This is a genomic window from Pseudomonas sp. HLS-6 (genome assembly GCF_002753995.1).
Classification (GTDB): Bacteria; Pseudomonadota; Gammaproteobacteria; order Pseudomonadales; family Pseudomonadaceae; genus Aquipseudomonas; species Aquipseudomonas defluvii.
This window is the reverse complement of record NZ_CP024478.1, coordinates 3,216,750-3,239,576: the sequence shown is the minus strand read 5'-3', so window position 1 is coordinate 3,239,576 and position 22,827 is coordinate 3,216,750. Positions and strand designations below refer to the sequence as shown.

Genomic DNA, 22,827 nt, shown 5'->3' with positions numbered 1-22,827 from the left:
GCAGGCAACAGATCTGACCTGTCATCAATAGCGCTATGTAAAATTTGTACAAGAAGTTAAAATTGTACAGGTTTTCCCCGGCTGAGGCGGTGTGCAAAGCGTTATGAGCACCTGTTGGGCCTGTCAAACGTGTGATCTCGAGGCAGGAAGCATGCTGAATGGGTGGATACACCTGATAGACGCAAAAAACGCGCGCAACCATTTTTCATCGGACGCTGTGGTATGAGCGGTACTCGACGGCTGTGCCTGGTTCTGGGCGATCAATTGTCCTTCGACCTGCCTTCACTGCAAGGGCTGGATACCGAACGCGATACGGTGCTGTTTGCCGAGGTGATGGAGGAGGCCCGCCACGTGCCTCATCATCCGCAAAAAATCGTGCTGGTTTTCAGCGCCATGCGCCACTTTGCCGAGGCGCTGCGCCAACGTGGTTTCCGTGTGCAGTACGTCGCTCTGGATGATCCGGATAATACGGGCTCACTGCCGGGGGAATTGCGCCGCTGGCATGGGCTATTGCAGCCGGAAGTGCTGCACCTGACCGAGTGTGGCGACTGGCGTCTTGAGCATTCGCTCACGTGCAGTGGCCTGCCTATCCACTGGCATGTTGATAGCCGTTTCCTGTGTAGTCGCGCCGAATTCGCTTCCTGGGCCAAAGGCAAAAAGCAGTTGCGCATGGAGTTTTTCTATCGCGAGATGCGGCGCAAGAGCGGGCTGCTCATCAATGGCGACGGCAGCCCGGTCGGAGGGGCCTGGAACTTTGATGCAGACAACCGCAAGGCGCTGCCCAAGCACCAGCGCGCTCCATTGCCTGCGCGCTTTACCGTGGATGCAATGACCCGTGAGGTGATTGCGCTGGTGGCCGAGCACTTTACTGACCACTACGGTTCGCTGGAAGCCTTTGACTATCCCGTGACACATGCCGATGCGCAGGCATTGTGGGACTACTTTCTGGATTTTGGCCTGGCGGCCTTTGGCGATTATCAAGATGCCATGGCCCAGGATGAGCCGTTTCTGTTTCATGCCCGTATCAGCGCTGCGCTCAACATCGGCCTGCTGGATGTGCGTCAGGTGTGCGCGGATGTAGAGGCTGCCTACTGGTCTGGCAGGATCCCTTTGAATGCTGCCGAAGGGTTTATCCGCCAATTGATTGGTTGGCGCGAGTATGTGCGCGGTATCTACTGGCTGCAGATGCCCACCTATGCCAGCCTTGATTTTTTCGGCAACAGCAGGCTGCTGCCAGCGTTCTACTGGACGGGCGACACGCGGATGAACTGTATGCGCCAGGTAATCGGCCAGACATTGGAGCACGCCTACGCCCATCATATTCAGCGGCTGATGGTGACCGGCAACTTTGCCCTGTTATCGGGCATCGTGCCGAGCCAGGTGTGCGACTGGTATTTGTCCATCTATATGGACGCCTTCGACTGGGTCGAGCTGCCCAATACCCTGGGCATGGTCATGCATGCCGATGGTGGCTATCTGGGCTCGAAGCCTTACTGTGCCAGCGGGCAGTACATCAAGCGCATGTCGGATTACTGCAGTGGCTGTGCGTACAACGTCAGTGAAAGTACAACGGACAATGCCTGCCCCTTCAATGCGCTCTATTGGCACTTTCTGATGCGTCACCGTGACCTGCTGCAACGTAATCAACGCCTTGCCATGGTGTATAAAAACCTCGCGCGCATGCCGGAGGACAAGCAGCAGGCGCTCTGGCAGCGTGGCGAGGCGCTATTGGCCGTTCTGGATGCCGGTGAGGCGTTGTGAAAAAGAGCGACCTCCCAGCCAAAACCTGCGTGGTCTGCGGGCTGCCGTTTGTCTGGCGTAAAAAGTGGGCGCGCTGTTGGGATGAGGTGCGCTACTGCTCAGAGCGTTGTCGACGGCATAGGCGCAGCCCGGTCGAGCGGTAGGGGCGGTGCAGGTGACGTCGGTGTAACGCCGTCTTGCACCGGTCCTGGCATCAGCTGCGCCGCCCAATCAGTTGCAGGAACTCGTGACGCGTGGTGCACGACTCGCGGAAGGCTCCCAGCATCACGGATGAGGTCATTATCGAGTTTTGCTTCTCCACACCGCGCATCATCATGCACATGTGCTTGGCCTCGATGACCACGGCCACACCCGCGGCATCGGTGACGCGCTGGATGGCGTCGGCAATTTGTTTTGTGAGGTTTTCCTGTATCTGCAGGCGACGGGCGAACATATCGACCACGCGGGCAACCTTCGACAGCCCTAACACTCGCCCGGTAGGGATGTAGGCCACATGCGCCTTGCCGATGAAGGGCAGCATGTGGTGCTCGCACAATGAGTACAGTTCGATGTCACGCACGACGACCATCTCATCGTTGTCCGACTCGAACAGGGCACCATTAACCACTTCCTCCAGGCTCAGGGTGTAGCCATTGCACAGGTACTGCATTGCTTTGGCGGCGCGTTTGGGGGTGTCCAGCAACCCTTCACGTTCAGGATTCTCGCCGACGCCGGAGAGAATTTCACGGTAGTGCTCGGCTAATGACAGGTTCATTTTGACTCCTTGCAGCCATGTGTTGTTTGAAGGGTATGCGGGTTGCCTGGCGCGGGTGCCGACTTCGGCAGCGTACAGTGGTTGTCACGACAGCGACGGCTGCCATCGGGATGAGGTAACCAGGCCAAATGGGGGCGTAAGCGGCAGAACAGGCGATAGCCGATGGCAAACAGTGGCCGCAGGGGGCGCCATGTCAGCGGTGCGGCCCACACATCCAGACCTGCCGCTCGCCAGCTCCAGAGGGTGGCGTCCAGGCCCGTAACCCAGTGACCATTGGCAAAGCGCGCATGCAGGACTGATTGCATGCGCTCAAGGGGGAAACCCAGTGCAGGCGCATCGAAGTCGTCGCTGCTGATATCAACCAGTAGCAGCCGGGCGTCTGTAGCACGTCGGCGCAGGAGCTTGATTTCCCGAGCGCAGAGCGGGCAGTCACCGTCGAAGTAAAGCGTCAGGGGCCATTGCTCTATCTTGTACACGACTAGTAGCCTTGTATAGGTTTTGTATAAGATAGGTCGAAAAATGCAGCGTTACAATGGCTTTGTTTTTTCCGTCACATCAGTCGGCAGGGCTCATAACGAAAAATGCCCGAAGCAGTGCTTCGGGCATTTGATACGGCTGTTGATCAAGCCGGTTTGAAGCAGTAAACAGCTAGTTTGTTGCCATCGAGATCACGCACATAGGCCGCGTAGGCATTGGGTGCCCAGCTGCGTGGGCCCGGCTTGCCTTCATCTTGACCGCCGGATGCCAGGGCAGCCGCATGGAAGGCGTCGATAGCTGCACGACTCGGTGCTTCAAAGCTGATGGTGACGCCGTTGCCGACGGTGGCTGGCTTGCCGTCGGCGGGTTTCAGGACGAAAAAGGCCGGGGAATTTTCGCCCCAGATCGAGCCATTGTCGCCCAGGTCGGCGATACGCTTGAGGCCTAGCTCACCCAGTGCCTTGTCGTAAAAGCCGCGGGCTTTGTTCAGGTCGTTCGTGCCAACGGTGACGTGTGTGAAGATGCTCATCTTTGGGTTCTCTTGGGTTTGTACAATAGGGTCAGGGGCGCTCAGGGCAAGGGGAGTGCTTCCCCAAGAGGGGCGCCAAGCTTGCTGGTTCGCGCTCCATCATGCACGCGTGATGGAGCCGATGCACTCGAAAGCGTAGCCCACGCGACTCTCCGACAACCAGGCAGTGGCTGGTGGTGATCCTATGCGCGCAGTTCTATGGTCAGCGCACTCGTTGGGCGTGTGCAGCAGAGCAGGATGTTGCCGTTGATGGGGGCATCCAGCGGCTCTTCGAAGTACTCGACAGTACCTTCCCTGAGGCCGACCTGGCAGCTGTTGCACAGGCCTGCCCGGCAGTTGAACGAGGGCGTCAGGCCGGCCTGCTCGGCGAGTTCAAGCAGTGAGTGACAGCCCTGTTGCCAGTCCACACGGGTGCCAGATGGCAAAAAATGCACGGTCAAGGCGTTGTCTGTCGCTGCGGGTGGGCTGCTGATGGTTGGCGTCACGGACGCTGGGGCTCGCTCCTGGTCGTTCTCAAGAACCGTTGCCGGGCCGAAAAACTCATAGTGAATACGCTGGCGGTCGATTCCCAGGTCGCGCAGCAGGCGCCAGTTCGCCTGCATGAACGGTGGTGGACCGCACAGGTAGACCTCGTAGTCGTCCAATGGCAGTAGCGCTTGCAGGGTTTCCCGGTTGATCAGGCCCTGGCTGTGATATGCCGGGTTGGCCTGATCGTCGACGCTCGGGCTGCGGTAGCAGAAATGCACATTGATCCCGGGGCGCCGCTCGGCCAACTGGCGTACTTCATCACGGAACGCATGTACGGCACCGTTCTCGCAGGCATGGATAAAGTGCACGGTGCGGGTTGAATGGCGGCTTAGCTGATGGAGCATGCTCAGCATGGGGGTCAGGCCCACGCCACCGCTTAACAGCACTACGGGGCGTGTGCTGTGTTCGTCGAGAACGAACTCGCCGGCAGGCCCGGCGACCTCGAGCAGATCGCCGACCTGCACCTGATCGTGCAGGTAGTTGGAGCCTTGCCCGGGTGGCAGTTGTGGCTGGTCTGCGGGCGCAGGCTCGCGCTTGACGGATATGCGCAGGTGCGACAGGTCGTTGCGGTCGCCTGAGAGGCTGTAGTTGCGCAGCAGTGTGGCGCCGTTGCCCGTGGGCAGGCGAACCACCAGGAATTGACCCGGCACGAAGGGCGGGCACGTGCCATGGTCCGCCGCCAGCACGAACGAGGTAATGACCGCACTTTCCTGTTTCTTTTCGATCACCCGCAAGGCCCTGAAGCCTTGCGCGCTGAGTGCCGTCTTCGGTTGAGTGCTCATCTCACGCCTCCGTTTTGTCGTGCTCGGCCTGCGCTTGGCTGCGGGCGATCAGGCCATTACGTTGTTCGTTGGCGATCAACTGCTCCAGGTTGCGGCGAAAACGCAGCGGGCCTGAGTCGGAGGCCAGGTCGATGTTGGGGCTGCGCTTGTTGGCCATGCCTTGATGGACGGCGCTGAGCACGACACGGTCTTCGGCGAAGGCGTGACGCACGTCTTCATCGAACTGGCGGGAGACGTCCTGGTTCTCGGGGTCGAAATTGCGTACCTGGAACCAGTAGTAACGGGTGTTCTCCTCGTCGATGGGGGTCATGAAGTTGTAGGAGTTCATCAGGAACACCTGCTCGTGCAGTTCGCCCTCGTCGCTGCCCGTGCCGGCCGGGGTGAATATCGCCTTGATAACGGCCTGGGCGGGGTAGTGCACTTCGTAGTGCTGTTTGCGGTCGCAGTTGCCAGTGAACTTGACGAACTTGGCGTAGAAAGGTGCCACTTCCACATCGCGCATCCAGCGCGAAACGATCACGCCGGTATCGGTTACCCGGGTTTGCAGGGGCTCTTGGGCGCACGCCGCATTGCCAAAGGACGACTGATGTACCCAGGCGACATGGGAAGGGTCGAGCAGGTTATCGGTCACGTACAGGTAGTTGCACGGCACGACCATACTGTCGCCACGGTTGAGCCCCCATGCCGGATCACCCCATTCCGGGACTTCGCAGATCTTCGCTTCGTCGGCCAGTTCGGGATCGCCCATCCAGATCCAGATCAGGCCGTAGCGCATGGCAAGGGGGTAGCTGCGAACCTTGGCACCCTGAGGGATGTGTCGGCTGCCGGGGGCACGGACACAGCTGCCGGAACAGTCGAAGGTCAGGCCGTGGTAGCCGCACTCGATGTCATCGCCCTGGCGACGTCCCATGGACAACGGCAGCTTGCGGTGGGGGCAGGCGTCTTCAAGGGCCACCGGGGTGCCGTCGGTCTTGCGGTAAAGCAGCACGGGCTCACTGAGCAGGGTGACAGGGTACAGTGCTTCGCCCAACTCGGCTTCACTGGCGGCTACGTACCAAGCGTTGCGCAAAAACATGGGGTCTCTCCTTATTGTTCTGGTTTTCACCCTGTGCGGCAGGGCGCGGCTTTCGGCGAAGCCAGAATACGAGGCACTGATAAGCTCAGAATAGATACTTAAAACTGTTTATTGATTTAGAAAAACTAAATCGTTTTTTGCAGGCAAACCAAAGCGACGCTACGTTGAGCGTCGCCTTGTACAAGGGTGTCAGGCGCTGTGTTTAGCGACGGGCGGCGGGGTGAATCCTGGGTAACGCACTCAAGGCTCGTTCCCAGATATGTTGGGTGCGCAGCCAGACGACGGCGTGCCAGTCAGGGTCCGCCGGGTAGAACTGCTCGACCAGTTCCCGTTTGATGTGTGCCGCGACCTTATCGTCCAGGTCGCCATGCAGGTGCAGCCACTGGTCGTTGCGCAACACGGTGTGAACCTGCTCGCCCGGGTAGGTGCCGCATTCAATGACGAATGGCATCAGGTGTACGTGGGGCAGGGCATTGAGGATCGCCTGTGAGGTGTAGCCGGTAGCTGTTGCCGCTACGCCGGTGTCGCTGTGGCTGCCGGCTCCGGTCATCAACGTGTACAGCCATGGGCCATAGAGGGTCTGGGCATCCTGCAGTGCCGGGTAGGCAGACTGGGCAATGGTCATCAGCATCGGGTGCCCGTAGTCGCCGGCTCCGGTGTGCAGGTCAAAGCACATGGCAACCTCGCTGTGCGCCAGATGGGTTTGCAAGATCGTGTGCAGGGTGGTGTTCGACCACGCGGGAGACTGGCCGCCATAGAACAGGCCATCGGGATGACGGTACTGGCCGGCCTCGACAATCGACATCACGGTTGACCAGCCTTCGGCGCGAATTCGCTGGTTGAGCAGCGCGTCAGCCTGCTCCCGTAGCGGACCGTGCAGTTGGGCGCAGGTGTAGATAGGGTGCAACGCTTCGTAGGCCTGGTTGTCTGGTAGTGCCTGAGAGAAGTCCAGTTGGTTGCGATTGAGGTCGATGTTGTCTTCGTTGACCCGACGCATCCAGGCGGTGCCCCAGGGGTTGATCAGGTGGATCATCAGTACCGCGACATCCGCAGGCAGGGGCGTGTTGCCGAGTGCGTGCAACCATTTGATCTGGCAGTCGGAACCATAGAACCCTTCAACGCCGTGAGTGCCGCTGAGCGCAACCAGCACCCGTTTGGCCTGGGGATCACCGAGCAGGGCAACGTCGGTGCTCAGCGTCTCGCCAAAGGGGCCGCGCAAGGGGTGGCGGTATTCGCTCAGGCATGCGCCGGCAGCGTTGGCCGCCGCTAGAAACTGTTCACGTTGCTGGGCGAAACCGGGATGTTTGGGGAAACCTGCGAGCATGGTGGCCTCGTATCGATAGGCCGGCCCCGGGCATCCAGAGGTTGCCCGGTGGCCAGCAGGGGAATGTGCCGACTTACTTCAAGCGCCCGGAGAGGAACTGCGTAAGGCGTTCGCTTTTCGGATGGTTCAATACCTCGCCGGGTGGGCCTTCTTCTTCAACGCGGCCCTGGTGCAGGAACATGACATGGTTGGAGACGTTGCGGGCAAAGCCCATTTCATGGGTGACCACGACCATGGTGCGGCCTTCCTCGGCCAAGGCCTGCATCACTTTCAGGACTTCGCCGACCAGTTCCGGGTCCAGGGCGGAGGTCGGCTCGTCGAACAGCATCACCTCCGGTTCCATTGCCAGTGCCCGTGCGATGGCCACGCGTTGTTGCTGCCCGCCAGAGAGGTGCGAGGGGTATTTGCTTGCCACGCTTGCATCCAGCCCGACCTTGTTCAGGTAGTGGCGTGCCCGCTGCTCGGCGTCCTTGCGCTTCACGCCGAGGACGTGGACCGGCGCTTCGACGATGTTCTCCAGCACCGTCATGTGTTGCCACAGGTTGAAATGCTGGAACACCATCGACAGTTTGGTACGGATTTTCTGCAACTGGCGAGGGTCGGCAATCTGCATGGCCCCGTTGATATCCAGCTTGGTGCGGATCTCTTCGTTGTTTACGGCAATACGTCCGCTGCACGGTTGTTCAAGGAAGTTGATGCAGCGCAGAAAGGTGCTTTTGCCTGACCCGCTCGAGCCAATGATGCTGATGACATCGCCGGCTTTGGCGCTGAGCGATACCCCTTTGAGGACTTCATGGGCGCCGTATTTTTTATGCAGTTCATCTACGTTCAGCTTGTACATGTTCGATGCTCTCTTATTACGTACGGCGGGTCAGTGAGTCTGTGGCTTCAAGAAGGCTAGCCAGCGCATTTCACAACGTCGGAACAGCCAGACCAGGGCAAACACCATCAGGGCATACAGCACGGCTGCAATGCCGAATGCCTCGAACGAGGAGTAGGTCTCCGAGTTCACGTCGCGGGCAATCTTGAGCAGGTCGGGCACGGTGGCGGTGAACGCCAGGGTGGTGGAGTGCAGCATCAGGATCACTTCATTGCTGTAGTACGGCAGTGCGCGTCGCAGTGCCGAAGGCAGAATGATCCGACGGTACAGAGTGAACGGCGACATGCCATAGGCCCGCCCGGCTTCGATCTCGCCATATGGGGTGGCACGAATGGCGCCCGCGAATATTTCCGTGGTGTAGGCGCAGGTATTGAGGGCAAAGGCCAGCAAGGTGCAGTTGATCCCTTCGCGGAAGAAGGCATCCAGCACCGGCTGCTCGCGGACCATCTGCAGGCTGTAGATACCGGAGTAGAGAATCAGCAACTGGATGTACAGCGGCGTTCCTCGAAACACATAGGTGTAGAACCAGACCGGCCCACGGATGAGTGGGTTTCTCGATACCCGTGCCACAGACAAGGGCACCGAGAGGAGGCCGCCGAGGGCAATGGCAACGACCAGCAACCACAGGGTCATGGCGACGCCCGAGAGCTGATAACCATCGAACCAGAGGTAGGCTTTCCAGTAGTCCTTCATGATCTCGGTCATAGTGCGGCTCCCTTGACGCCGATGTTGTAGCGGCGCTCCAGCCATAGCAGCAGGCCGTTCGAGACGGTGGTGATGGCAAGATAGATCAGCGCACCGATGATGCTGAAGAAGAACAGTTGCATTGAGTTCTTGCCGGCATCCTGTGTCACTTTGACGATATCGATCAGGCCGATGATCGAGACCAGGGCGGTCGCCTTGATCAGTACCTGCCAGTTGTTGCCGATGCCCGGCAATGCAAATCGCATCATTTGTGGAAACAACACCCGGATAAAGATCTGCCGACGGCTCATGCCGTAGGCAACGGCTGCCTCCAGTTGGCCGGCAGGTACGGACTGGAATGCACCGCGAAAGGTCTCGGTAAAGTAGGCACCATAGATGAAGCCCAGGGTGATAACGCCGGCAACGAACGGGTTGATGTCGATCTGCTCGACCTGCATCCATTCCGTGAAGTTGTTCAGCCAGATTTGCAGGCTGTAGAACAACAGCAACATGATGACCAGGTCAGGGACACTGCGGATCAAGGTGGTGTAGCCGGTTGCCAGGTTACGTAACAGCCGCTGTTTGGATAGCTTTGCCGAGGCACCGGCCAGGCCGATCGTCACGGCTACCAGCATTGAGAGCAATGCCAGTTGGATGGTCGCAAAGGTACCGTCGAGAATGAGCGAACCGTAGCCCTGTAAAAGCATGTTCTGTCTCTCCGTAGGCAATGGGGGGCCGTGGGCCGTCCATTGCGAGGCTTGAGTGTTCGGGGAGGGGCTGTGTATCTACAGCGCGCTCAAGCGCTGGATAGCAGGCGATTGAGCGCGCTGTAGCCGTCTTCAGTTATAGATGTCGAAGCTGAAGTACTTCTTCTGAATGGTGTCGTAGGTACCGTTCTTGTGCATTTCTGCCAGGGCACCGTTGATGGCCTCGATCAGTTCATGGTCATCCTTGCGCAGGCCGATTGCGATCCCTTCGCCCAGCAGTTCGTCGTGCTTGACGGCATCGCCGGCGAACGCAAAACCGGTGTTCCTCGGTGTTTGCAGAAAGCCGATATCGGCCACGGCCGCATCGGTCAGGCTGGCATCGATCCGCCCGCTGACCAGGTCTGGATACAGCACGTCCTGGTTCTGGTACGAGACCATGATCACCCCGTGTGGTGCCCACATGGCCTTGACGAAGGCTTCCTGGGTGGTGCCTTGTGCAACCCCGACACGTTTACCCTTGAGCGACTCGACCGTTGGCAGCAGGCCGCTGTCCTTTTTCGCGATCAGGCGATTGGGCGAGTTGTAGAGGCGGTCGGAGAAGGCGACATTCTGTTTGCGTTTCTCGTTGACCGTCATGGCCGACAGCACGCCGTCGAACTTCTTCGCCCTGAGCGCAGGAATGATGCTGTCGAATGCCGTTTCGACCCAGACACATTTGGCCTTGAGCTGAGCGCAAATGGCGTTGCCCAGATCAATGTCGAAGCCAACCAGCTCGCCGTCAGCGTTCTTCGACTCAAAAGGCGCAAACGTCGGGTCTACGCCAAAGCGAATAACGCTCAGGTCCTTGGCGAGGACGCCGGTGGAAGCCAGTGCAAGGACAGTGGCAAGGACAAATTTTCTCATTGTTGTTTTCCTTTGTCTGTTACAGGGGGCGGAGGGTACGTGGCTAAAGCACAGATACATCATGATATGCATGTACTTGTATATACATGATTAGCAATATGCAGGCCAAACTGCGCCCGCGCAGGTGCAAGGCTCTGTTCCAAGGGGTTTGAGTGCTGGAGGGTAATCCGAGGGGTGGGGCGGTGCGCGGTTTCGTTACGCATTGTTACGTCGGGCTTTTTTTTGTTCCCGTTGGAACACGCTGAAGCCCGTGGGGTATCCCATCGGTTAGGCGAGTAACGCGCGACGCTCTGGGTAGTGCGTATAGACATGGTGCTCTCCTTGTTTTTGCTTTTTTGTTAGGGGAAGGGGAGGCAGTGCCAAGGCCAGCATACGAGAGTCTGAATTTGCGAAAAGATGCTGAAAGCTGTTGCTTTGTATAGCTGGGCTAAAGTATCAAGCCGTCAGCACCCTTTAGGAGAGACTGATGAACAGCTTGCCTTCTCTGCGCGCCTTACAGGTTTTTGAAGCAGTCGGGCGCTACGGTGGCATTATCGAGGCCGCCAGGCGTCTTGGAATTTCTGCCGGTGCGGTCAGCCAGCAAATGAAACTGCTGGAAGATAGCCTGGGTCTGAGCCTGACCTTCAAGGTGGGCAAGCGTATCCGGTTGACCGCGGCGGGGCAGCGTTACCATGAGAGCTGTGCGTCGGCATTCGAAAGCCTGCGCATTGCCCAGGTAGAGGTCGAACGCTCGAAAAACGCCAGCAACTTGCGCATCAGCGCCTTGCCGTCGTTGCTGTCCGAGTGGCTGGCACCGCTTATTTACGCGTGGCAGAGCGATCACCCGGGGCTCAATCTGTTTCTCGACGGCAGCCATGCCGAGCCCTCGCCTGATGGCTACGAGGTCGACTTCCGGCTCACGTACGGTGATCTTGAGGCGACCGAAAATGCCATTGAGTTGTTTCGCGATTGTGTCGTTCCGGTGTGTAGCCCCGGCCTGATTCAAGATGATCGGCCACTGGATACCCCGGCCGATCTGTTGGCCTACCCGTTATTGTCGATTGACTGGCTACCAAAGTTCGCTTCGCCGCCGTCATGGCGCGACTGGTTTATGGCTCAGGCGGTCGATTGCTCGTCGTTGCGTGACGGCTACCGTGTTTACTCATTGTCATCAATGGCGATTCAGGCCGCATTGTCGGGGCAGGGCGTAGTACTGGCTCAATGTTCGATGATCGCCGGTGCGCTGGCGGACGGGCGCTTGATCATGCCCTTTGCACACGCATTGCCGATGCCCTCATCGTATTTGCTGGTGGGTGCCAAGGGCGCATTCGACAATGCCCACTGCCGTGACTTCCATCGTTGGCTGGTAGCGCGAGGACGGGAGCAAATGTTCATTAACCAACAGTTGCTGGCCGGTTCCGCTCCATAAACCGAGGTGGCGTTGCTTCGGTGCTGCTACGCCTTGAAACACGTATCAAGCCAATGATCCAGCTCACTGACGGTGTAATGGGTCCACTCGGTGATTTGCTCCAATCGCATCGCAACGCGAAGCCTGTTTTCGTTGGTCAGGGCGTAGCCGCGTGTCCGCAGGAACTGATCGACGTAGTCCTCAATGTCCAGTATTTCGTTGTCAGCAGACAGCACCGCCTGCATTTTTTCAAAGTGCTGCCGCATTGCGCCACTGTCCCAACTCAATCCGCTCACCCTGCTCAGTATGGAGGTATTTAGTCATCTCTCCCTTACAGTGTAGGCGTGTGTCAAATTTATGGCAAAAAAATAGAGTTGTTGCTCGCCATGCTGGGTTGTTGACGCTGATCAGTTTAGCGAACAGGAGTGATCGATATCTTGTACGTTTGTACCCGGTAATTTGCGATTGAGCACCGATTCCATAGAGTTTTGCGAGGTTCTGTGGCGCGCGATGGTAGCGGCGGTTTTATCCAGCTGTATGGGGTTCCCAGCGTGGAAAAAACCACCGCGTTACGCCTGCTGGTGCAGCCGTTACAGGATCGAGATCGGGTAGTCGATGATCAGGCGCATTTCATTGTTGTCGCTCTCGGCCTGGTCGGCGTTGGCATAGTGGAACGACTGACGCAGGCGGAACGACAGGTCTTTGACCGGCCCGCTCTGGATGGTGTACTTGGCTTCCACATCGGTTTCGTGGTGCTTGCCGTTGTCACCATAGCCATAGGCACGGTAGGCGCTGTCTGCCGCCATGTGCGAGCCGTCGATGTTGTCACCGTTGATGTAACGGGCCATGAAGCTCAGGCCGGGCACGCCAAGGGTGTCCATTTTCAGGTCGTAGCGTACTTGCCATGAGCGCTCGCCAGGGCCGTTGAAGTCCGAATACTGGACCGAGTTGGCGAGGAAGATCGAGTCACCAGCAGCCCCCCCGCCGTTATCGCCAAACCCGACATAGTCAAATGGGGTATCGCCATCGACTTTCTGAAAGGCCAAGGTAACGGTGTGGGCGGTGAGGAAGGTGTAGGCCGCCGAGGCCGACCAGGTGGTGTTGTTGATCGAGCCGGCCTTGGCACTGCCTTCATCCAGTGTGCGGTAGAGGCTGAAGTCCAGTGCCACGGACTGGCTGCTGGAGATCGGCAACTGATAGTTCAAGTCACCATAGTACTGGCGCCATATATCCTTGAACTGCGAGGCGTACAGCATCAGGCCGAGGTTGTCGTTCAGTGCATAGCGTCCGCCGAGGTAATCGACATCGCTGGTCTCGACGTTGGCATAGGTGGCCCACAGGCCGCCGCTGGAACTGGTGGTGGCATTGGAGGTGCCGGCGTAGAAATGTCCGGCTTCCAGATCAAGGTTCTGGATCTCGCTGCTCATCAGCGAGAAGCCGGTGGCAGTCTGCGGCAACAGTCGGGTACCACCTGCGGCGAACACAGGGGCGGTGGGTTGCATCTGGCCAAACTTCAGCTCGGTCTTGGAGACGCGCATCTTGAGCGCGCCACCGGCGCGGCCGAACTCGTCTTCAGGGCTGCCGTCGCGGTTAACCGGCAGGTTGCCGGTTCCGGTCTGGCCTGAGCTGCCGTCAAGTTTGATCCCCCAGTAGCCGAAGGCATCGACACCAAAACCGACGGTGCCCTGGGTGTAGCCGGAGCTGAAGTTGGCCATGAACCCCTGGGTCCAGTCGCGGCGTGTGTCACTGCCGTTCTTGCCATCGCGATCGAAGTACATGTTGCGTAGCAGCACCTTGAGGCTGCTGTCTTCGACAATGCCTTTGGCTTCGGCCTGGTCGCTAACGAAGGGTGCTGCGTTGGCCAGTGGTACCAGCCCACCGGACACGGCCAATAGCAGTACGCCATTTTTCAGGTGATTCATCTTTCGGTCGCCCCTCTGCACAAAATGTCTGACAGACACTCGGTTTGAGATTGTTATGAATGGTCTTGTGGAAATGGCAGACAAGTACGCCGCGTTTGGCCCTGGAAGGCGCGTTGGCGTTGAAACATTGTTCTTCTTTTCGTCCGTGTGCACGGATCTTCCGGCATCTTGCCGAAAATGAACGTTTTCTGAATACCGAGGTTTTGTAAAAGACTATTCCCTGTTAAGTAACAGTCCGTCATGACGATGATACTTTTCAGGTATGGCGCCAGACCCACCTAATATTGGACTGCCACTACTTGCAGCCTCTATCGTGGGATAAAGAACAATAAGAGCGCCCTATGATTTCGATACCTTCTTCCCGATGGACGCTTGACGGGGTTCCACCTGCGCTATCGGTAACGCCATCTGCCTGTTTCACACCCTGCAGTGCCCACTCAAACCGCTGGTCATGGAGTCGGTCACGATGAGTCGTGGATTTCTCGCCGGTATCCTGCAACTGACAGGTGTGTTGATCGCAACAGCGTTACTGGTGTCAGAGGTGCAGCAGGCTGCCCTTGGCAGCGTGGCGTTACTGTGCTTTGTGTGTGCAGGGCTGCTGTATCACTTTCGCCCGGCGACGGTGATTGAGGTGCCGGTTGAATGCATGCCGAGCGGTGTGGCAGCGGTTGTGCCTGAGCCTGCGCCTGCGCCTGCGCCCGTGGCTTCGACAACCGAAGTAATTGCCCCCTTGTGGAGCGACGGCAGGCTGCAGAAGACGCTGAAAAAGCTTGATGACGCCATCATCCAGACCGAGGCCGACATGCAGTTCGCCGACCAGTTGGCGCGTGCTGCTGGTGCGCATGTGCGTTCAAGTGCCGAGAGTATTCAGGCGTCCTCGCACATTCTCTGTGAGCTCGACACGTCGATGAGCACGATCGCCCATACCTTCAATGAACTGGGTGCGCAGTCTGTACGCATTGGTGCGTTGGTCGGCAGCATTCAGGATATCGCTCGGCAAACCAACCTGCTGGCCCTGAACGCGGCGATCGAGGCCGCACGTGCGGGTGACCATGGACGCGGTTTTGCGGTGGTAGCCGATGAGGTTCGGAACCTGTCTCGTCGTGTCGCGGACTCCAGCGCCCAGATTCAAACCATTGCAGGCGAACTGCAACAATCGGCGGGTGACGCCCGAGCCGGAATTGAGGGGCTTGGTGCTTCAACACGTTCAGGCATGGAGCAAGCCAGCGTCGCGTTGCGCGCCATGGACGAGATCCGTGGCGCCGCAGAGCAACGCATGCAGATCGTCGAACGGGTCATGGTGGGCTTGAGTGGGCAGCGGCAACTGTCCGGGGCAGCCCAGAGTTTGATCGAGTAAGCCGACCTTGCCGTCATGCGGATGCAGTGAGCTAGTCTGTTTCTAGACGTCACGGCATAGCGCCGGTCCGAGGAGGCAACCATGAAGCGAGTACTGTTGAGCCTTGCCCTGTTCGCGATGGTCGGGTTCGTGAAAGCCGAAATTCCATTGGTGGATGCCACCTGCCCAGGGGGTATTGATGTTCACGCTGATGAAGGCGGGCCGATCTACATCAATGGCGAAGAGGGCAGACTGAGGACGTTGAATGAAAATAGCTATGAAGCCACTGGCCAAGGTATCACCATCTCGTTGAGCATCGACCGTGATGGCACACCTTCAGTCTCGTACAGCAGCAAGGACGGGGCGAAAGGGGTCTGCGACCTGACAGAAGATTGAGGTGGCCAGGCTGACCTTGACTGCACACAGGGTGGGCGACCGGGCCCTGTCAACCGCGGTCTTCATTTCGATCACGGCGGTAGCGGCTAGCTCCAGTTCGTGGTCCTGCTGCAAACCCCGGTTGTTATCAGCGTGATCCGCTGCTTCTGTATCTCTGGGCAGGCTGTTGATCCTGAGCGTGTAAAACGGGATTTACGCGATTATCGAACGCTGATGGCGTCGACTCACCTCTCTCAGGATTTCATATGCCCCGTCAGTGAGCGCGGAGTGCTTTACGCACCGTTTTGATGCGCGAAGGGCCTCCCTTGGCGCTGTGGGTCGAATGCCGGGTGAAGGCTATTGGCTATTATTTTTCTCGGAAAATTACGCTGTAAATTCTATGTTTTTTGGAGGATATGCACGGATAGATGTCATAAATCGACAGTTTCCTTTAGGTTGGATCGTTAGCATGCTTTCAACATGGCGTGGTAATTGCTTCCAGGTTCGATGCCCAATGTCGCAGCTGGAGAAGTGAATGTCGCTATCAAGCAATTCCATGCAGTTATCCTCCGCCGAAAAACGCTGGTTGCCCTGGTTTGGCAAGACCGGAAAACTGGCCATGAAGTGGTCTTGCCGTCTCAATCGATCGGCTTACCCGGTCATTGAACAGACATTCGAAGCCATCGCCGAAACCCGGGTGAAGCTGCTGCAGCACTGGGCGCGGGAGCAGTGGGACCATTTGGCTGAACTGGCGGCTACCTTGAGCCGCGACGGTGGCCAACCTGGCCCGGGCCTGTTGCGGGAAAAGCTGGCCCAGGCTGAAGACTTTTCCGAACTGTTTGTCGTCGACCCCAGTGGTGCGGTGATTGCCTCAACCTGGAATGGCCATGCCGGGAAGTCGCCGTGCAATGCCAAGGCCCTTGCTGCCGGGTTGCAGGCAGCGTTCCTGCACGGCCCCTACAGCGACCCACTGACGTTGCAGATTGGCCCTTCATCGTCGCGTTTTCATGACGAAGTCACGCTGATGTTCTACCAACCCCTGAAGGCCGACGGCAAAGTACTCGGCTGCCTCTGTGGACGGGTTCCGAACGATGTATTGGGTGATTTGATCCAGCGTGAGGCCGGGCACATTTTTGCCGAGTCAGGGGACAACTACCTGTTCATGGTGCAGTCGCGCTTCGATCCGGCAATCCAGCCGGGGGTCGCCTTGTCACGCTCGCGCTTCGAAGACGGTACCTTTACCCACGGTGAAAACCTCAAGAGCGGCGTGCATACGCCCTGGAAGACTGTTCAGGTGCAGCGTCACACTGAACTGGAGCTGCGCTTCACCGATCCGTCGACCCAGGAGCTGCACCCTGGTGTGCGCGAAACCATCCGCACCGGCGCCAATCTGTTTGTCGCCTATCCCGGCTACTCCGACTACCGGCACATTCCGGTGGTCGGCAAGGGCGTTACCTTCCAGTTGCCCGGTTCACCGGACCGTTGGGGGATGATGTGCGAGGCTGACCTGGAAGAAGTCTACCGCCGCCGCTCGCTGAGTTACGGGCTGATGAAGCCTTACCTGGCAACCATGGCAGGCCTGTTTGGCTGCAACTACCTGATCCAGCATTACAGCGGTCTTTCCCAGGGCCTGATTGACCTCTGCGAGATGTCGAGCATGTTGGCTGCGGCGTTGTTGTTCCGTTCGTTGGGCCCCAGGCGCCTGGCGGCACGTTTGAATGAAATGACCGGCGTCATCAGAACCATCGCCGAAGGCGAGGGCAACCTGCGCCAGCGTCTCGACACGTCGCGCATGGCCAACGATGAGACCGGTGACATGGGGCGCTGGATCAACAGTTTCATCGACCATCTGGACGCCGTCGTCGGGCAGGTGATCAAGGCCAGCCACAGTGTCGGCAAGACCAATCAGATGATGCTGGGGCGTAGCCAGGCGGCCAGTCTCACCTCTGAAGAAGTTGCCCAGGCGGTGCACAGCATGATGATCATCGTCGAAGACCAGTTGGGTGAGATCCAGCAGGCTTCGGCCAGTGCCGAGCAGATGAAACAGGCCATGGATGAAGTGGTCACCCGCGCCCGAGAGCAGTTTCTGGAGGTTCAGAAGGGCACTCAGTCGATTCGCAATGTCGTCGAGCGCTCGTCCTCCAGCGTCCAGTTGCTCGACAGCCGCATGGGTGAGATTGGCACCATCACCGGACTGATCAGCGATATCACCAACCAGACCAACCTATTGGCGCTGAACGCGGCGATCGAGGCGGCGCGCGCCGGTGAGCATGGCCGCGGATTTGCCGTGGTCGCCGATGAAGTTCGCACCTTGGCGTCACGTACTTCGAAGGCAGCCGACGATATCCGGCAGATGGTCGAAGGGCTGCAACGCGAAACGCAGCAGGCGGTTGGTTTCATGGAGGACGGGGTCAAGGATGTCGACAACAGCCTGCGCCTGGCTGAAGAGGCGTCTTCGGAGAACGTGCAACTGCACCAGGCCGTGGAAAACATGTTCGCGATCATTCAGCAACTGAATCAGCGCAGCCTGGACTACGGCAAGACCATCAAGCAGGTCGATCAGTCGTCTGCGCAAATGCGCCAGACCGTCACCGTGCTGCAGACCAGCGCGGAAACCGTCAGGCTCGATGCCAACAAGCTGCAGAAGCTGGTAGGGCTGTTTGAGGTGAGTAGCAATGCCCGGCAACGGGATGCGGCCTAGCGCGTGCCCGTTGTGCCGATACCTTGCGGGGTGTTTGCCTTGCGATAGCCGAGCTCTTCGCTGATCTTCAGTGCGCAGTGCATCAGCAACTCGGTGAAGCGTGCCTGCGTGCCGTCCGGGTCCATGATCGCATCGGGGCCGGACAGGTTGATTGCTGCGCTGATACGCCCGGTGTGATCGCGTACGCCGGTGGCGATAGCCGTCGAATAGTCCGAGCGATGCACGACCCATTGCCGCTCGCGGTCCACGGCTGTGAGCTGTTCCAGTTCCGGCAGGGTGCGCGGCGCTGGTGCCGGGTAGTCATCAAGGCGCACATGCTGGTACAGCAGGCGCAGTTGCGCGGTGCTCAGGTCGCTTAGCAGCACGCGACCCATCGCGGTGCAATGGCAGGCGATACGTGTGCCAATCGGGATGTTCACTGATAAGCGTTGGGCGGCAAAGGCTCGGTAGAGGTACAGGCTGTCGGTGCCTTCCCGGGTGCTCAAGTGGCATGAAAGGGACGTGCTGTCACGCAGTGCATTGAGGTGCGGCATGGCGATTTCGACAATGTCGCGGCTGGCCAGGTAGCTGAAACCCGTGGAGATGACCTGGGCGCCCAGTTCATAGTGATTGTTGTGCTTTTTCAGGTAGCCCATGTCGGTCAGGGTGTAGAGGATGCGGTAGATCGCCGAATTGCTTACGCCAAGCTGTTCGGCAATGTCGTTGATACCCAGCGAGCGGGTGTGAGCGTCGAACAACCCCAGCACACTGAGCCCACGTTGCAGCGCTGGTACGCTGTAGTCGGTTTCCTTTTCAAGGCTTGGCATCATCAGCTCCAGTGGTGTTGCGCGTCGGGTAGCCGGGTCGGCTAGCGGTGGCGACCCGGGCGTTGTACCTCGTTCAAGCCCGTGTGCGGCTTAATCCATCAACACTTCAGGCGCCAGCAAGGCACCGTTGAACTCACTCATGGCGTCCAGCACGGCATCTTTGAAGTAGGCCAGCGAGGCGCGATCGCACAGCAGTTGGAAACAGGGCAGGCCGACGGGGCCCAGGTTGATCACGATGACGTTGATCCGCGCCGCCGAGGTCTGCGCCACTGCACCGACGGGAAACACCTCGGGCCGCAGGTCGACCCCGCAGAGCTTGGCCATGACCTCGCTGACGCAGGCGCCGCTCAGTTGCAGCCAGGCATGGCTGTCCTGGCGTGGCAGCAGGTAGTTGGCGTTGTGGTCCAGCTCCCAACTGACTTCCTCATCGGCAATGCGTTGACCCTGGTCGGCCAGGCCACCGAGCAGCAGGTACTCGGTCTGGGACAGGCGCGCGACCTGGCTGCCGTCGGCCTGGAGGACGGCGCGGTTGGGCGCTTCGGGCAGCTCGAAACCGCGTACACGCAAGTAGTCGGCGCTGTGCGTGCCACGAAAGCCGATGCGGGGCAGTGCGGTCAGGTCAATCAAGGCGCACTGCTGCAGGGCGCCAACATCGAGTAAGGGCTGTGCGTGCAGGTTAGACATGGCTCAGAGCTCCTGGCGCTGGTTGGCGGGGTCGAAGAACGGCAACTGCACCACTGTGGCTTGAACCACCAGGCCGCCGTCGACGCGGATGGGAATCTGTTGCCCTGGTGTGCTTTGCTCGGGTGCGGCATAGGCCAGGCCGATGATCTGCCCCAGGGTCTGCGAGTGTTCGCACGAGGTGACGTTGCCGCTGATGTCGGGGCCGTTCAGTACCAAGTGGCCCTCCAGTGGTTTAGGGCTGTCCTTGGGTAGAGTGAAACCGACCAGTTTGCGTTTTGCCGGTTGTGCTTGAAGGATGTCCAGTGAACGGCGGCCCACGAAGAATGGCTTGCTCCGGTTGATCGCCCAACCCATGTCGATTTCGTCGGGATGGGTCATGCCGTCGGTGTCCTGGCTGATGATCACATGGCCTTTTTCCAGGCGCAGCAGGCGCTGCGCCTCGACGCCGAAGGGACGGATGTCGTACTCCTTGCCGGCATTCATCAGAGCCTGCCAGAGGGCCGCGCCATGGCGCGACGGCACGTGAATCTCGTAGCCAAGTTCACCGACGAAGCCGACCCGCAGCACGCGGGCCTTGATGCCGGCGACCGTGCCCTGGCGCACCCCCAGGTAAGGGAAACCCGCGCTGGACAGGTCAATGTCGGTGCAGAGCGTTTGCAATACCTTGCGCGCATCCGGCCCGGCCAGGTTCACGGCCGACAGGGCCGCAGTGACGTTGGCAATATCGACGTTCAGGCGCCATTGGGCGTTCCACTTGAGCATCTGCTGGTAGATGCGATCGACGCCGCTGGTGGTGGCGGTGACGTAGAAGTGCTGCTCGGCGAAGCGTGCGCAGACACCATCGTCAATCACCACCCCTTGCTCGTTGGTCATCAGCGCATAGCGTGAGCGGCCCACCGGTTGCTTGAGGAAGGCAAAGGTGTAGAGGCGGTTGAGCAACTCGCCGGCGTCCGGCCCGCGCACATCCAGGCCACCGAGCGTGGATACATCGATCAGGCCGACTTTGGTGCGTACGTGCAGTGCCTCTTCCTGCATGCACCGCTCGCGTTCGCTGGCCTTGCCGTAGTAGGCAGGGCGTTGCCAGATGCCGGCAGGCATCATCTTCGCGCCGGCAGCCAGATGTTGTGCGTGCATGGGCGTTTGCCTGAAGGGGTCGAACGCCCGTCCGGCGACGTGGGCCAGTTTTTCTGCCTCGAAGGGTGGGCGGGCAGTGGTTATTCCGGTTTCACTGATGCTGCGCTGTGTCGAAGCCGCGACCAGGCGAGCCGTGGGCAACGCCGAGTGACGGCCCTGGGACGGGCCCATGCCGACGGTGGAGTAACGTTTGACCAGTTGGATATCGCGGTAGCCGATCCGGGTTGCGTTGATGATGTCATTGACCTGCAGGTCTTCGTCGAAATCGACAAAGTCCTTGCCCTTGGGATGAGGGAAGATCGGCCAAGGGAAGTTGACCCGCGCTTCGGCCTTGAACGATTGCTGCGCCGGGTAGGGTAATGCCAACGCAGCCAGGGCCGTGGCGGTGGCATTGGTGGCATCGGCCAGGACGTTGTCCAGGGTATGCCGGCCATTGGCGGAACCCGCTACGCCGAGGTTGTTCGGCAGGCCGCTCAAGGTGAACTCTGCCGATGCGTCGTTGTAGGCCAGTTTGCCGCCAGCCTGACAAAGCAACTGATACACCGGCATGTAGCCGCCGGACATGCACAGCAGGTCGCAGTCCAGGGTCAAGGCCTGGCTGGCCACCTGGCCCTGGCCGGTGATACTGCGCAGTTCGACGCCAGTAATGTGGCGCATGCCTTTGCTGTGCAGGGCTTCGTAGACGGTCGTGGCAAGGTGGCAGCGGATACTGCGTTGCTCCAGCGCGACCAGCAGATCGCGATTGCCCGGACCACTTCGCAGGTCCACCAGTGCGGCAACTTCAACGCCTTGCTCATACAGGTCGAGGGCGGCCAGGTAGCCGTCGTCGTTGCCGGTGAGCACCACGGCGCGTTTGCCGGGTTTCACGGCATACAGTTTCATCAGGCGCTGGGCTGCACTGGTCAGCATTACACCCGGCAGGTCGTTGTTGCGGAAGATGACGGGCTGGTCGAATGAGCCGCTGCAGATCAGGCACTGGCTGGCGCGGACCTTGTACAGGCGCTTGCCTTGAATCACGGGCAGATAGTTGTCGGCAAACCAGCCGTTGCAGGTGGCCTGGGTAAGGATGCGGATGTTGGCATGCTGTTGGACCGCCTCGATCAACTGGTTGCGCAGGGTGTTGGCGCGTCGGTTGTCGATGTCGAAACGGGCATAGTTCAGCGAGCCGCCGAGAATCGATTGTTGTTCAACCAGCAACACCTTGGCACCGGCATTGGCGGCGGTCAGGGCGGCTTGCAGGCCGGCCGGGCCTGCACCGATCACCGCAAGGTCGGCGAACAGGTAGGCCTTGTCGTAGTACTCGGGCTTGAAGTCGAGGTCGAGTACGCCAAGGCCGGCCTTTTTGCGGATGATCGGCTCCCAGATTTTCCACATGCCCTTGGGCTTGTAGAACGAACGGTAGTAGAACCCCACCGGCATGAACCTGGAGAACTTGCCCAGGTAGGCGTCCTTGTCGTGCTCCAGCGAGCCGTTGAAGTTTTGCCCGCTGGCTTCAAGGCCTTGCGTCAACGGCTGGCAGTCGGCCAGGACATTGGGTTCGTGGGGCAACTGGATCAGGCTGTTGGCATCTTGCCCGGCCATGCTCAGTGGGCCGCGTGGGCGGTGGTACTTGAACGAGCGTGACAGCAGAAAACGGCCGTTGGCGAGCAAGGCGCTGGCGATGCTGTCACCCTGCAGGCCCTGATAGGCGGTGCCATCAAAGCTGAAGGTGAGCGGCTGATTGCGATCGATCAGCAGGCCCATGGGGGCCGGAAGGCGATTGGGGAGGCTCATCCTGCGATCTCCTGCGGTTGCGCGGCAGTGAACTCAACCCGCGTGCTGAACAGTTCCCGTGGGTCGAAGGTCCGGATGATCTCGTCAGTGACGGTGTGGCGTTCAGCCAGGAACCAGTAGCTGGAGGGGCTGTGCATCCACCATTCGCGAACCACGCCGAGGGTGTCTTCGCTGTTGAAGACATAGGCCGCCCATTCACTGTCGCTGCAGGTGTTTGGGTTCGGCATTGGCTTGAACTCGCCACCGTAGGTGAACTCGCTGATGTTGCGAGGCCCATTGAGCGGGCAAATCATGACTTTCATCTC

Annotated in this window: 22 protein-coding genes; 6 read left to right on the top strand and 16 right to left on the bottom strand. The window is 59.3% G+C overall.

All coding sequences use genetic code 11. From position 1 onward, the window contains the following. The first annotated feature begins 222 nt into the window (after positions 1-222). Both CS390_RS14970 and CS390_RS14965 read left to right on the top strand, forming a co-directional pair. Positions 223-1,761: a cryptochrome/photolyase family protein gene (locus tag CS390_RS14970; RefSeq protein WP_099775219.1), complete on the top strand. Its 1,539-nt coding sequence runs from the start codon at positions 223-225 to the stop codon at positions 1,759-1,761. Then, positions 1,758-1,904, top strand: a complete 147-nt coding sequence (locus tag CS390_RS14965; RefSeq protein WP_099775218.1) for a DUF2256 domain-containing protein — start codon at positions 1,758-1,760, stop codon at positions 1,902-1,904. Before CS390_RS14970 ends, CS390_RS14965 begins: the two co-directional genes overlap by 4 nt. Positions 1,905-1,954: 50 nt before the next feature. Here CS390_RS14965 and folE read toward each other — a convergent pair whose 3' ends face one another. The 10 genes from folE to CS390_RS14915 form a co-directional block, all read right to left on the bottom strand. Continuing rightward, positions 1,955-2,515 (bottom strand): GTP cyclohydrolase I FolE, encoded by a 561-nt coding sequence (folE, locus tag CS390_RS14960; RefSeq protein ID WP_099775217.1) that lies wholly within the window; start codon positions 2,513-2,515, stop codon positions 1,955-1,957. Further along, positions 2,512-2,991 carry a thiol-disulfide oxidoreductase DCC family protein gene (locus CS390_RS14955; protein WP_065759658.1) on the bottom strand — a complete coding sequence of 160 codons (480 nt, stop codon included), beginning with the start codon at positions 2,989-2,991 and terminating at the stop codon, positions 2,512-2,514. Before CS390_RS14955 ends, folE begins: the two co-directional genes overlap by 4 nt. Before the next feature lie 146 nt (positions 2,992-3,137). Further along, the gene (locus CS390_RS14950; protein WP_065759657.1) at positions 3,138-3,521 is read right to left on the bottom strand and encodes a VOC family protein; all 384 of its coding nucleotides are present in this window, start codon (positions 3,519-3,521) and stop codon (positions 3,138-3,140) included. Positions 3,522-3,703: 182 nt separating this feature from the next. Then, on the bottom strand, positions 3,704-4,831 hold the full coding sequence (locus tag CS390_RS14945; RefSeq protein ID WP_099775216.1) for an FAD-binding oxidoreductase: 1,128 nt from the start codon (positions 4,829-4,831) through the stop codon (positions 3,704-3,706). A 1-nt stretch (position 4,832) separates the two neighbouring features. Next, positions 4,833-5,906 (bottom strand): aromatic ring-hydroxylating dioxygenase subunit alpha, encoded by a 1,074-nt coding sequence (locus CS390_RS14940; protein WP_065759655.1) that lies wholly within the window; start codon positions 5,904-5,906, stop codon positions 4,833-4,835. A 202-nt stretch (positions 5,907-6,108) separates the two neighbouring features. Continuing rightward, positions 6,109-7,230, bottom strand: coding sequence for a DUF2817 domain-containing protein (locus CS390_RS14935; RefSeq protein ID WP_065759654.1), 1,122 nt, complete (start codon positions 7,228-7,230; stop codon positions 6,109-6,111). Positions 7,231-7,303: 73 nt separating this feature from the next. Further along, positions 7,304-8,071, bottom strand: a complete 768-nt coding sequence (locus tag CS390_RS14930) for an ABC transporter ATP-binding protein (protein ID WP_065759653.1) — start codon at positions 8,069-8,071, stop codon at positions 7,304-7,306. A 30-nt stretch (positions 8,072-8,101) separates the two neighbouring features. Next, positions 8,102-8,815, bottom strand: coding sequence for an ABC transporter permease (locus tag CS390_RS14925; RefSeq protein ID WP_065759652.1), 714 nt, complete (start codon positions 8,813-8,815; stop codon positions 8,102-8,104). Then, positions 8,812-9,501, bottom strand: coding sequence for an ABC transporter permease (locus tag CS390_RS14920; RefSeq protein ID WP_065759651.1), 690 nt, complete (start codon positions 9,499-9,501; stop codon positions 8,812-8,814). Before CS390_RS14920 ends, CS390_RS14925 begins: the two co-directional genes overlap by 4 nt. 132 nt (positions 9,502-9,633) lie before the next feature. Then, positions 9,634-10,404 carry an ABC transporter substrate-binding protein gene (locus tag CS390_RS14915; RefSeq protein ID WP_099775215.1) on the bottom strand — a complete coding sequence of 257 codons (771 nt, stop codon included), beginning with the start codon at positions 10,402-10,404 and terminating at the stop codon, positions 9,634-9,636. A gap of 466 nt (positions 10,405-10,870) precedes the next feature. On the opposite strand from CS390_RS14915, the gene CS390_RS14910 reads away from it, so the two are divergent. Then, positions 10,871-11,812, top strand: a complete 942-nt coding sequence (locus tag CS390_RS14910; RefSeq protein WP_099775214.1) for a LysR substrate-binding domain-containing protein — start codon at positions 10,871-10,873, stop codon at positions 11,810-11,812. A gap of 26 nt (positions 11,813-11,838) precedes the next feature. Here the strand turns inward: CS390_RS14910 and CS390_RS14905 are convergent, their stop codons facing one another. Continuing rightward, the gene (locus CS390_RS14905) at positions 11,839-12,057 is read right to left on the bottom strand and encodes a hypothetical protein (RefSeq protein ID WP_099775213.1); all 219 of its coding nucleotides are present in this window, start codon (positions 12,055-12,057) and stop codon (positions 11,839-11,841) included. A gap of 324 nt (positions 12,058-12,381) precedes the next feature. Then, positions 12,382-13,713, bottom strand: coding sequence for an OprD family porin (locus tag CS390_RS14900; RefSeq protein WP_099775212.1), 1,332 nt, complete (start codon positions 13,711-13,713; stop codon positions 12,382-12,384). A gap of 451 nt (positions 13,714-14,164) precedes the next feature. Here CS390_RS14900 and CS390_RS25530 point away from each other — a divergent pair, with 451 nt between their 5' ends. The 3 genes from CS390_RS25530 to CS390_RS14885 all read left to right on the top strand — a co-directional run bounded on the left by CS390_RS25530 (position 14,165) and on the right by CS390_RS14885 (position 18,125). After that, positions 14,165-15,070, top strand: coding sequence for a methyl-accepting chemotaxis protein (locus tag CS390_RS25530; RefSeq protein ID WP_099775211.1), 906 nt, complete (start codon positions 14,165-14,167; stop codon positions 15,068-15,070). 81 nt (positions 15,071-15,151) lie between these two features. Continuing rightward, on the top strand, positions 15,152-15,445 hold the full coding sequence (locus CS390_RS14890) for a hypothetical protein (RefSeq protein ID WP_065761539.1): 294 nt from the start codon (positions 15,152-15,154) through the stop codon (positions 15,443-15,445). Positions 15,446-15,959: 514 nt separating this feature from the next. Then, positions 15,960-18,125: a methyl-accepting chemotaxis protein gene (locus CS390_RS14885; protein ID WP_065761538.1), complete on the top strand. Its 2,166-nt coding sequence runs from the start codon at positions 15,960-15,962 to the stop codon at positions 18,123-18,125. Here the strand turns inward: CS390_RS14885 and CS390_RS14880 are convergent. The 4 genes from CS390_RS14880 to CS390_RS14865 form a co-directional block, all read right to left on the bottom strand. Next, positions 18,122-18,931, bottom strand: a complete 810-nt coding sequence (locus tag CS390_RS14880) for an IclR family transcriptional regulator (protein ID WP_065761537.1) — start codon at positions 18,929-18,931, stop codon at positions 18,122-18,124. The genes CS390_RS14885 and CS390_RS14880 overlap by 4 nt on opposite strands. A 90-nt stretch (positions 18,932-19,021) precedes the next feature. Further along, the gene (locus tag CS390_RS14875; RefSeq protein ID WP_065761536.1) at positions 19,022-19,615 is read right to left on the bottom strand and encodes a sarcosine oxidase subunit gamma; all 594 of its coding nucleotides are present in this window, start codon (positions 19,613-19,615) and stop codon (positions 19,022-19,024) included. A gap of 3 nt (positions 19,616-19,618) precedes the next feature. Further along, entirely contained in the window at positions 19,619-22,522 is a 2,904-nt protein-coding gene (locus CS390_RS14870) for a 2Fe-2S iron-sulfur cluster-binding protein (RefSeq protein ID WP_099775210.1), read from the bottom strand. Next, positions 22,519-22,824 carry a sarcosine oxidase subunit delta gene (locus tag CS390_RS14865; protein ID WP_065761534.1) on the bottom strand — a complete coding sequence of 102 codons (306 nt, stop codon included), beginning with the start codon at positions 22,822-22,824 and terminating at the stop codon, positions 22,519-22,521. Before CS390_RS14865 ends, CS390_RS14870 begins: the two co-directional genes overlap by 4 nt. Positions 22,825-22,827: the final 3 nt, after the last annotated feature.

What these genes read in the sequence shown, in the direction of transcription:
- CS390_RS14970 (WP_099775219.1), top strand. Translation starts at nt 223, where the DNA reads ATGAGCGGTACTCGACGGCTGTGCCTGGTTCTGGGCGATCAATTGTCC.
- folE (WP_099775217.1), bottom strand. Translation starts at nt 2,515, where the DNA reads ATGAACCTGTCATTAGCCGAGCACTACCGTGAAATTCTCTCCGGCGTC.
- CS390_RS14950 (WP_065759657.1), bottom strand. Translation starts at nt 3,521, where the DNA reads ATGAGCATCTTCACACACGTCACCGTTGGCACGAACGACCTGAACAAA.
- CS390_RS14945 (WP_099775216.1), bottom strand. Translation starts at nt 4,831, where the DNA reads ATGAGCACTCAACCGAAGACGGCACTCAGCGCGCAAGGCTTCAGGGCC.
- CS390_RS14940 (WP_065759655.1), bottom strand. Translation starts at nt 5,906, where the DNA reads ATGTTTTTGCGCAACGCTTGGTACGTAGCCGCCAGTGAAGCCGAGTTG.
- CS390_RS14935 (WP_065759654.1), bottom strand. Translation starts at nt 7,230, where the DNA reads ATGCTCGCAGGTTTCCCCAAACATCCCGGTTTCGCCCAGCAACGTGAA.
- CS390_RS14930 (WP_065759653.1), bottom strand. Translation starts at nt 8,071, where the DNA reads ATGTACAAGCTGAACGTAGATGAACTGCATAAAAAATACGGCGCCCAT.
- CS390_RS14925 (WP_065759652.1), bottom strand. Translation starts at nt 8,815, where the DNA reads ATGACCGAGATCATGAAGGACTACTGGAAAGCCTACCTCTGGTTCGAT.
- CS390_RS14920 (WP_065759651.1), bottom strand. Translation starts at nt 9,501, where the DNA reads ATGCTTTTACAGGGCTACGGTTCGCTCATTCTCGACGGTACCTTTGCG.
- CS390_RS14915 (WP_099775215.1), bottom strand. Translation starts at nt 10,404, where the DNA reads ATGAGAAAATTTGTCCTTGCCACTGTCCTTGCACTGGCTTCCACCGGC.
- CS390_RS14910 (WP_099775214.1), top strand. Translation starts at nt 10,871, where the DNA reads ATGAACAGCTTGCCTTCTCTGCGCGCCTTACAGGTTTTTGAAGCAGTC.
- CS390_RS14905 (WP_099775213.1), bottom strand. Translation starts at nt 12,057, where the DNA reads ATGCGGCAGCACTTTGAAAAAATGCAGGCGGTGCTGTCTGCTGACAAC.
- CS390_RS14900 (WP_099775212.1), bottom strand. Translation starts at nt 13,713, where the DNA reads ATGAATCACCTGAAAAATGGCGTACTGCTATTGGCCGTGTCCGGTGGG.
- CS390_RS25530 (WP_099775211.1), top strand. Translation starts at nt 14,165, where the DNA reads ATGGAGTCGGTCACGATGAGTCGTGGATTTCTCGCCGGTATCCTGCAA.
- CS390_RS14890 (WP_065761539.1), top strand. Translation starts at nt 15,152, where the DNA reads ATGAAGCGAGTACTGTTGAGCCTTGCCCTGTTCGCGATGGTCGGGTTC.
- CS390_RS14885 (WP_065761538.1), top strand. Translation starts at nt 15,960, where the DNA reads ATGTCGCTATCAAGCAATTCCATGCAGTTATCCTCCGCCGAAAAACGC.
- CS390_RS14880 (WP_065761537.1), bottom strand. Translation starts at nt 18,931, where the DNA reads ATGCCAAGCCTTGAAAAGGAAACCGACTACAGCGTACCAGCGCTGCAA.
- CS390_RS14875 (WP_065761536.1), bottom strand. Translation starts at nt 19,615, where the DNA reads ATGTCTAACCTGCACGCACAGCCCTTACTCGATGTTGGCGCCCTGCAG.
- CS390_RS14870 (WP_099775210.1), bottom strand. Translation starts at nt 22,522, where the DNA reads ATGAGCCTCCCCAATCGCCTTCCGGCCCCCATGGGCCTGCTGATCGAT.
- CS390_RS14865 (WP_065761534.1), bottom strand. Translation starts at nt 22,824, where the DNA reads ATGAAAGTCATGATTTGCCCGCTCAATGGGCCTCGCAACATCAGCGAG.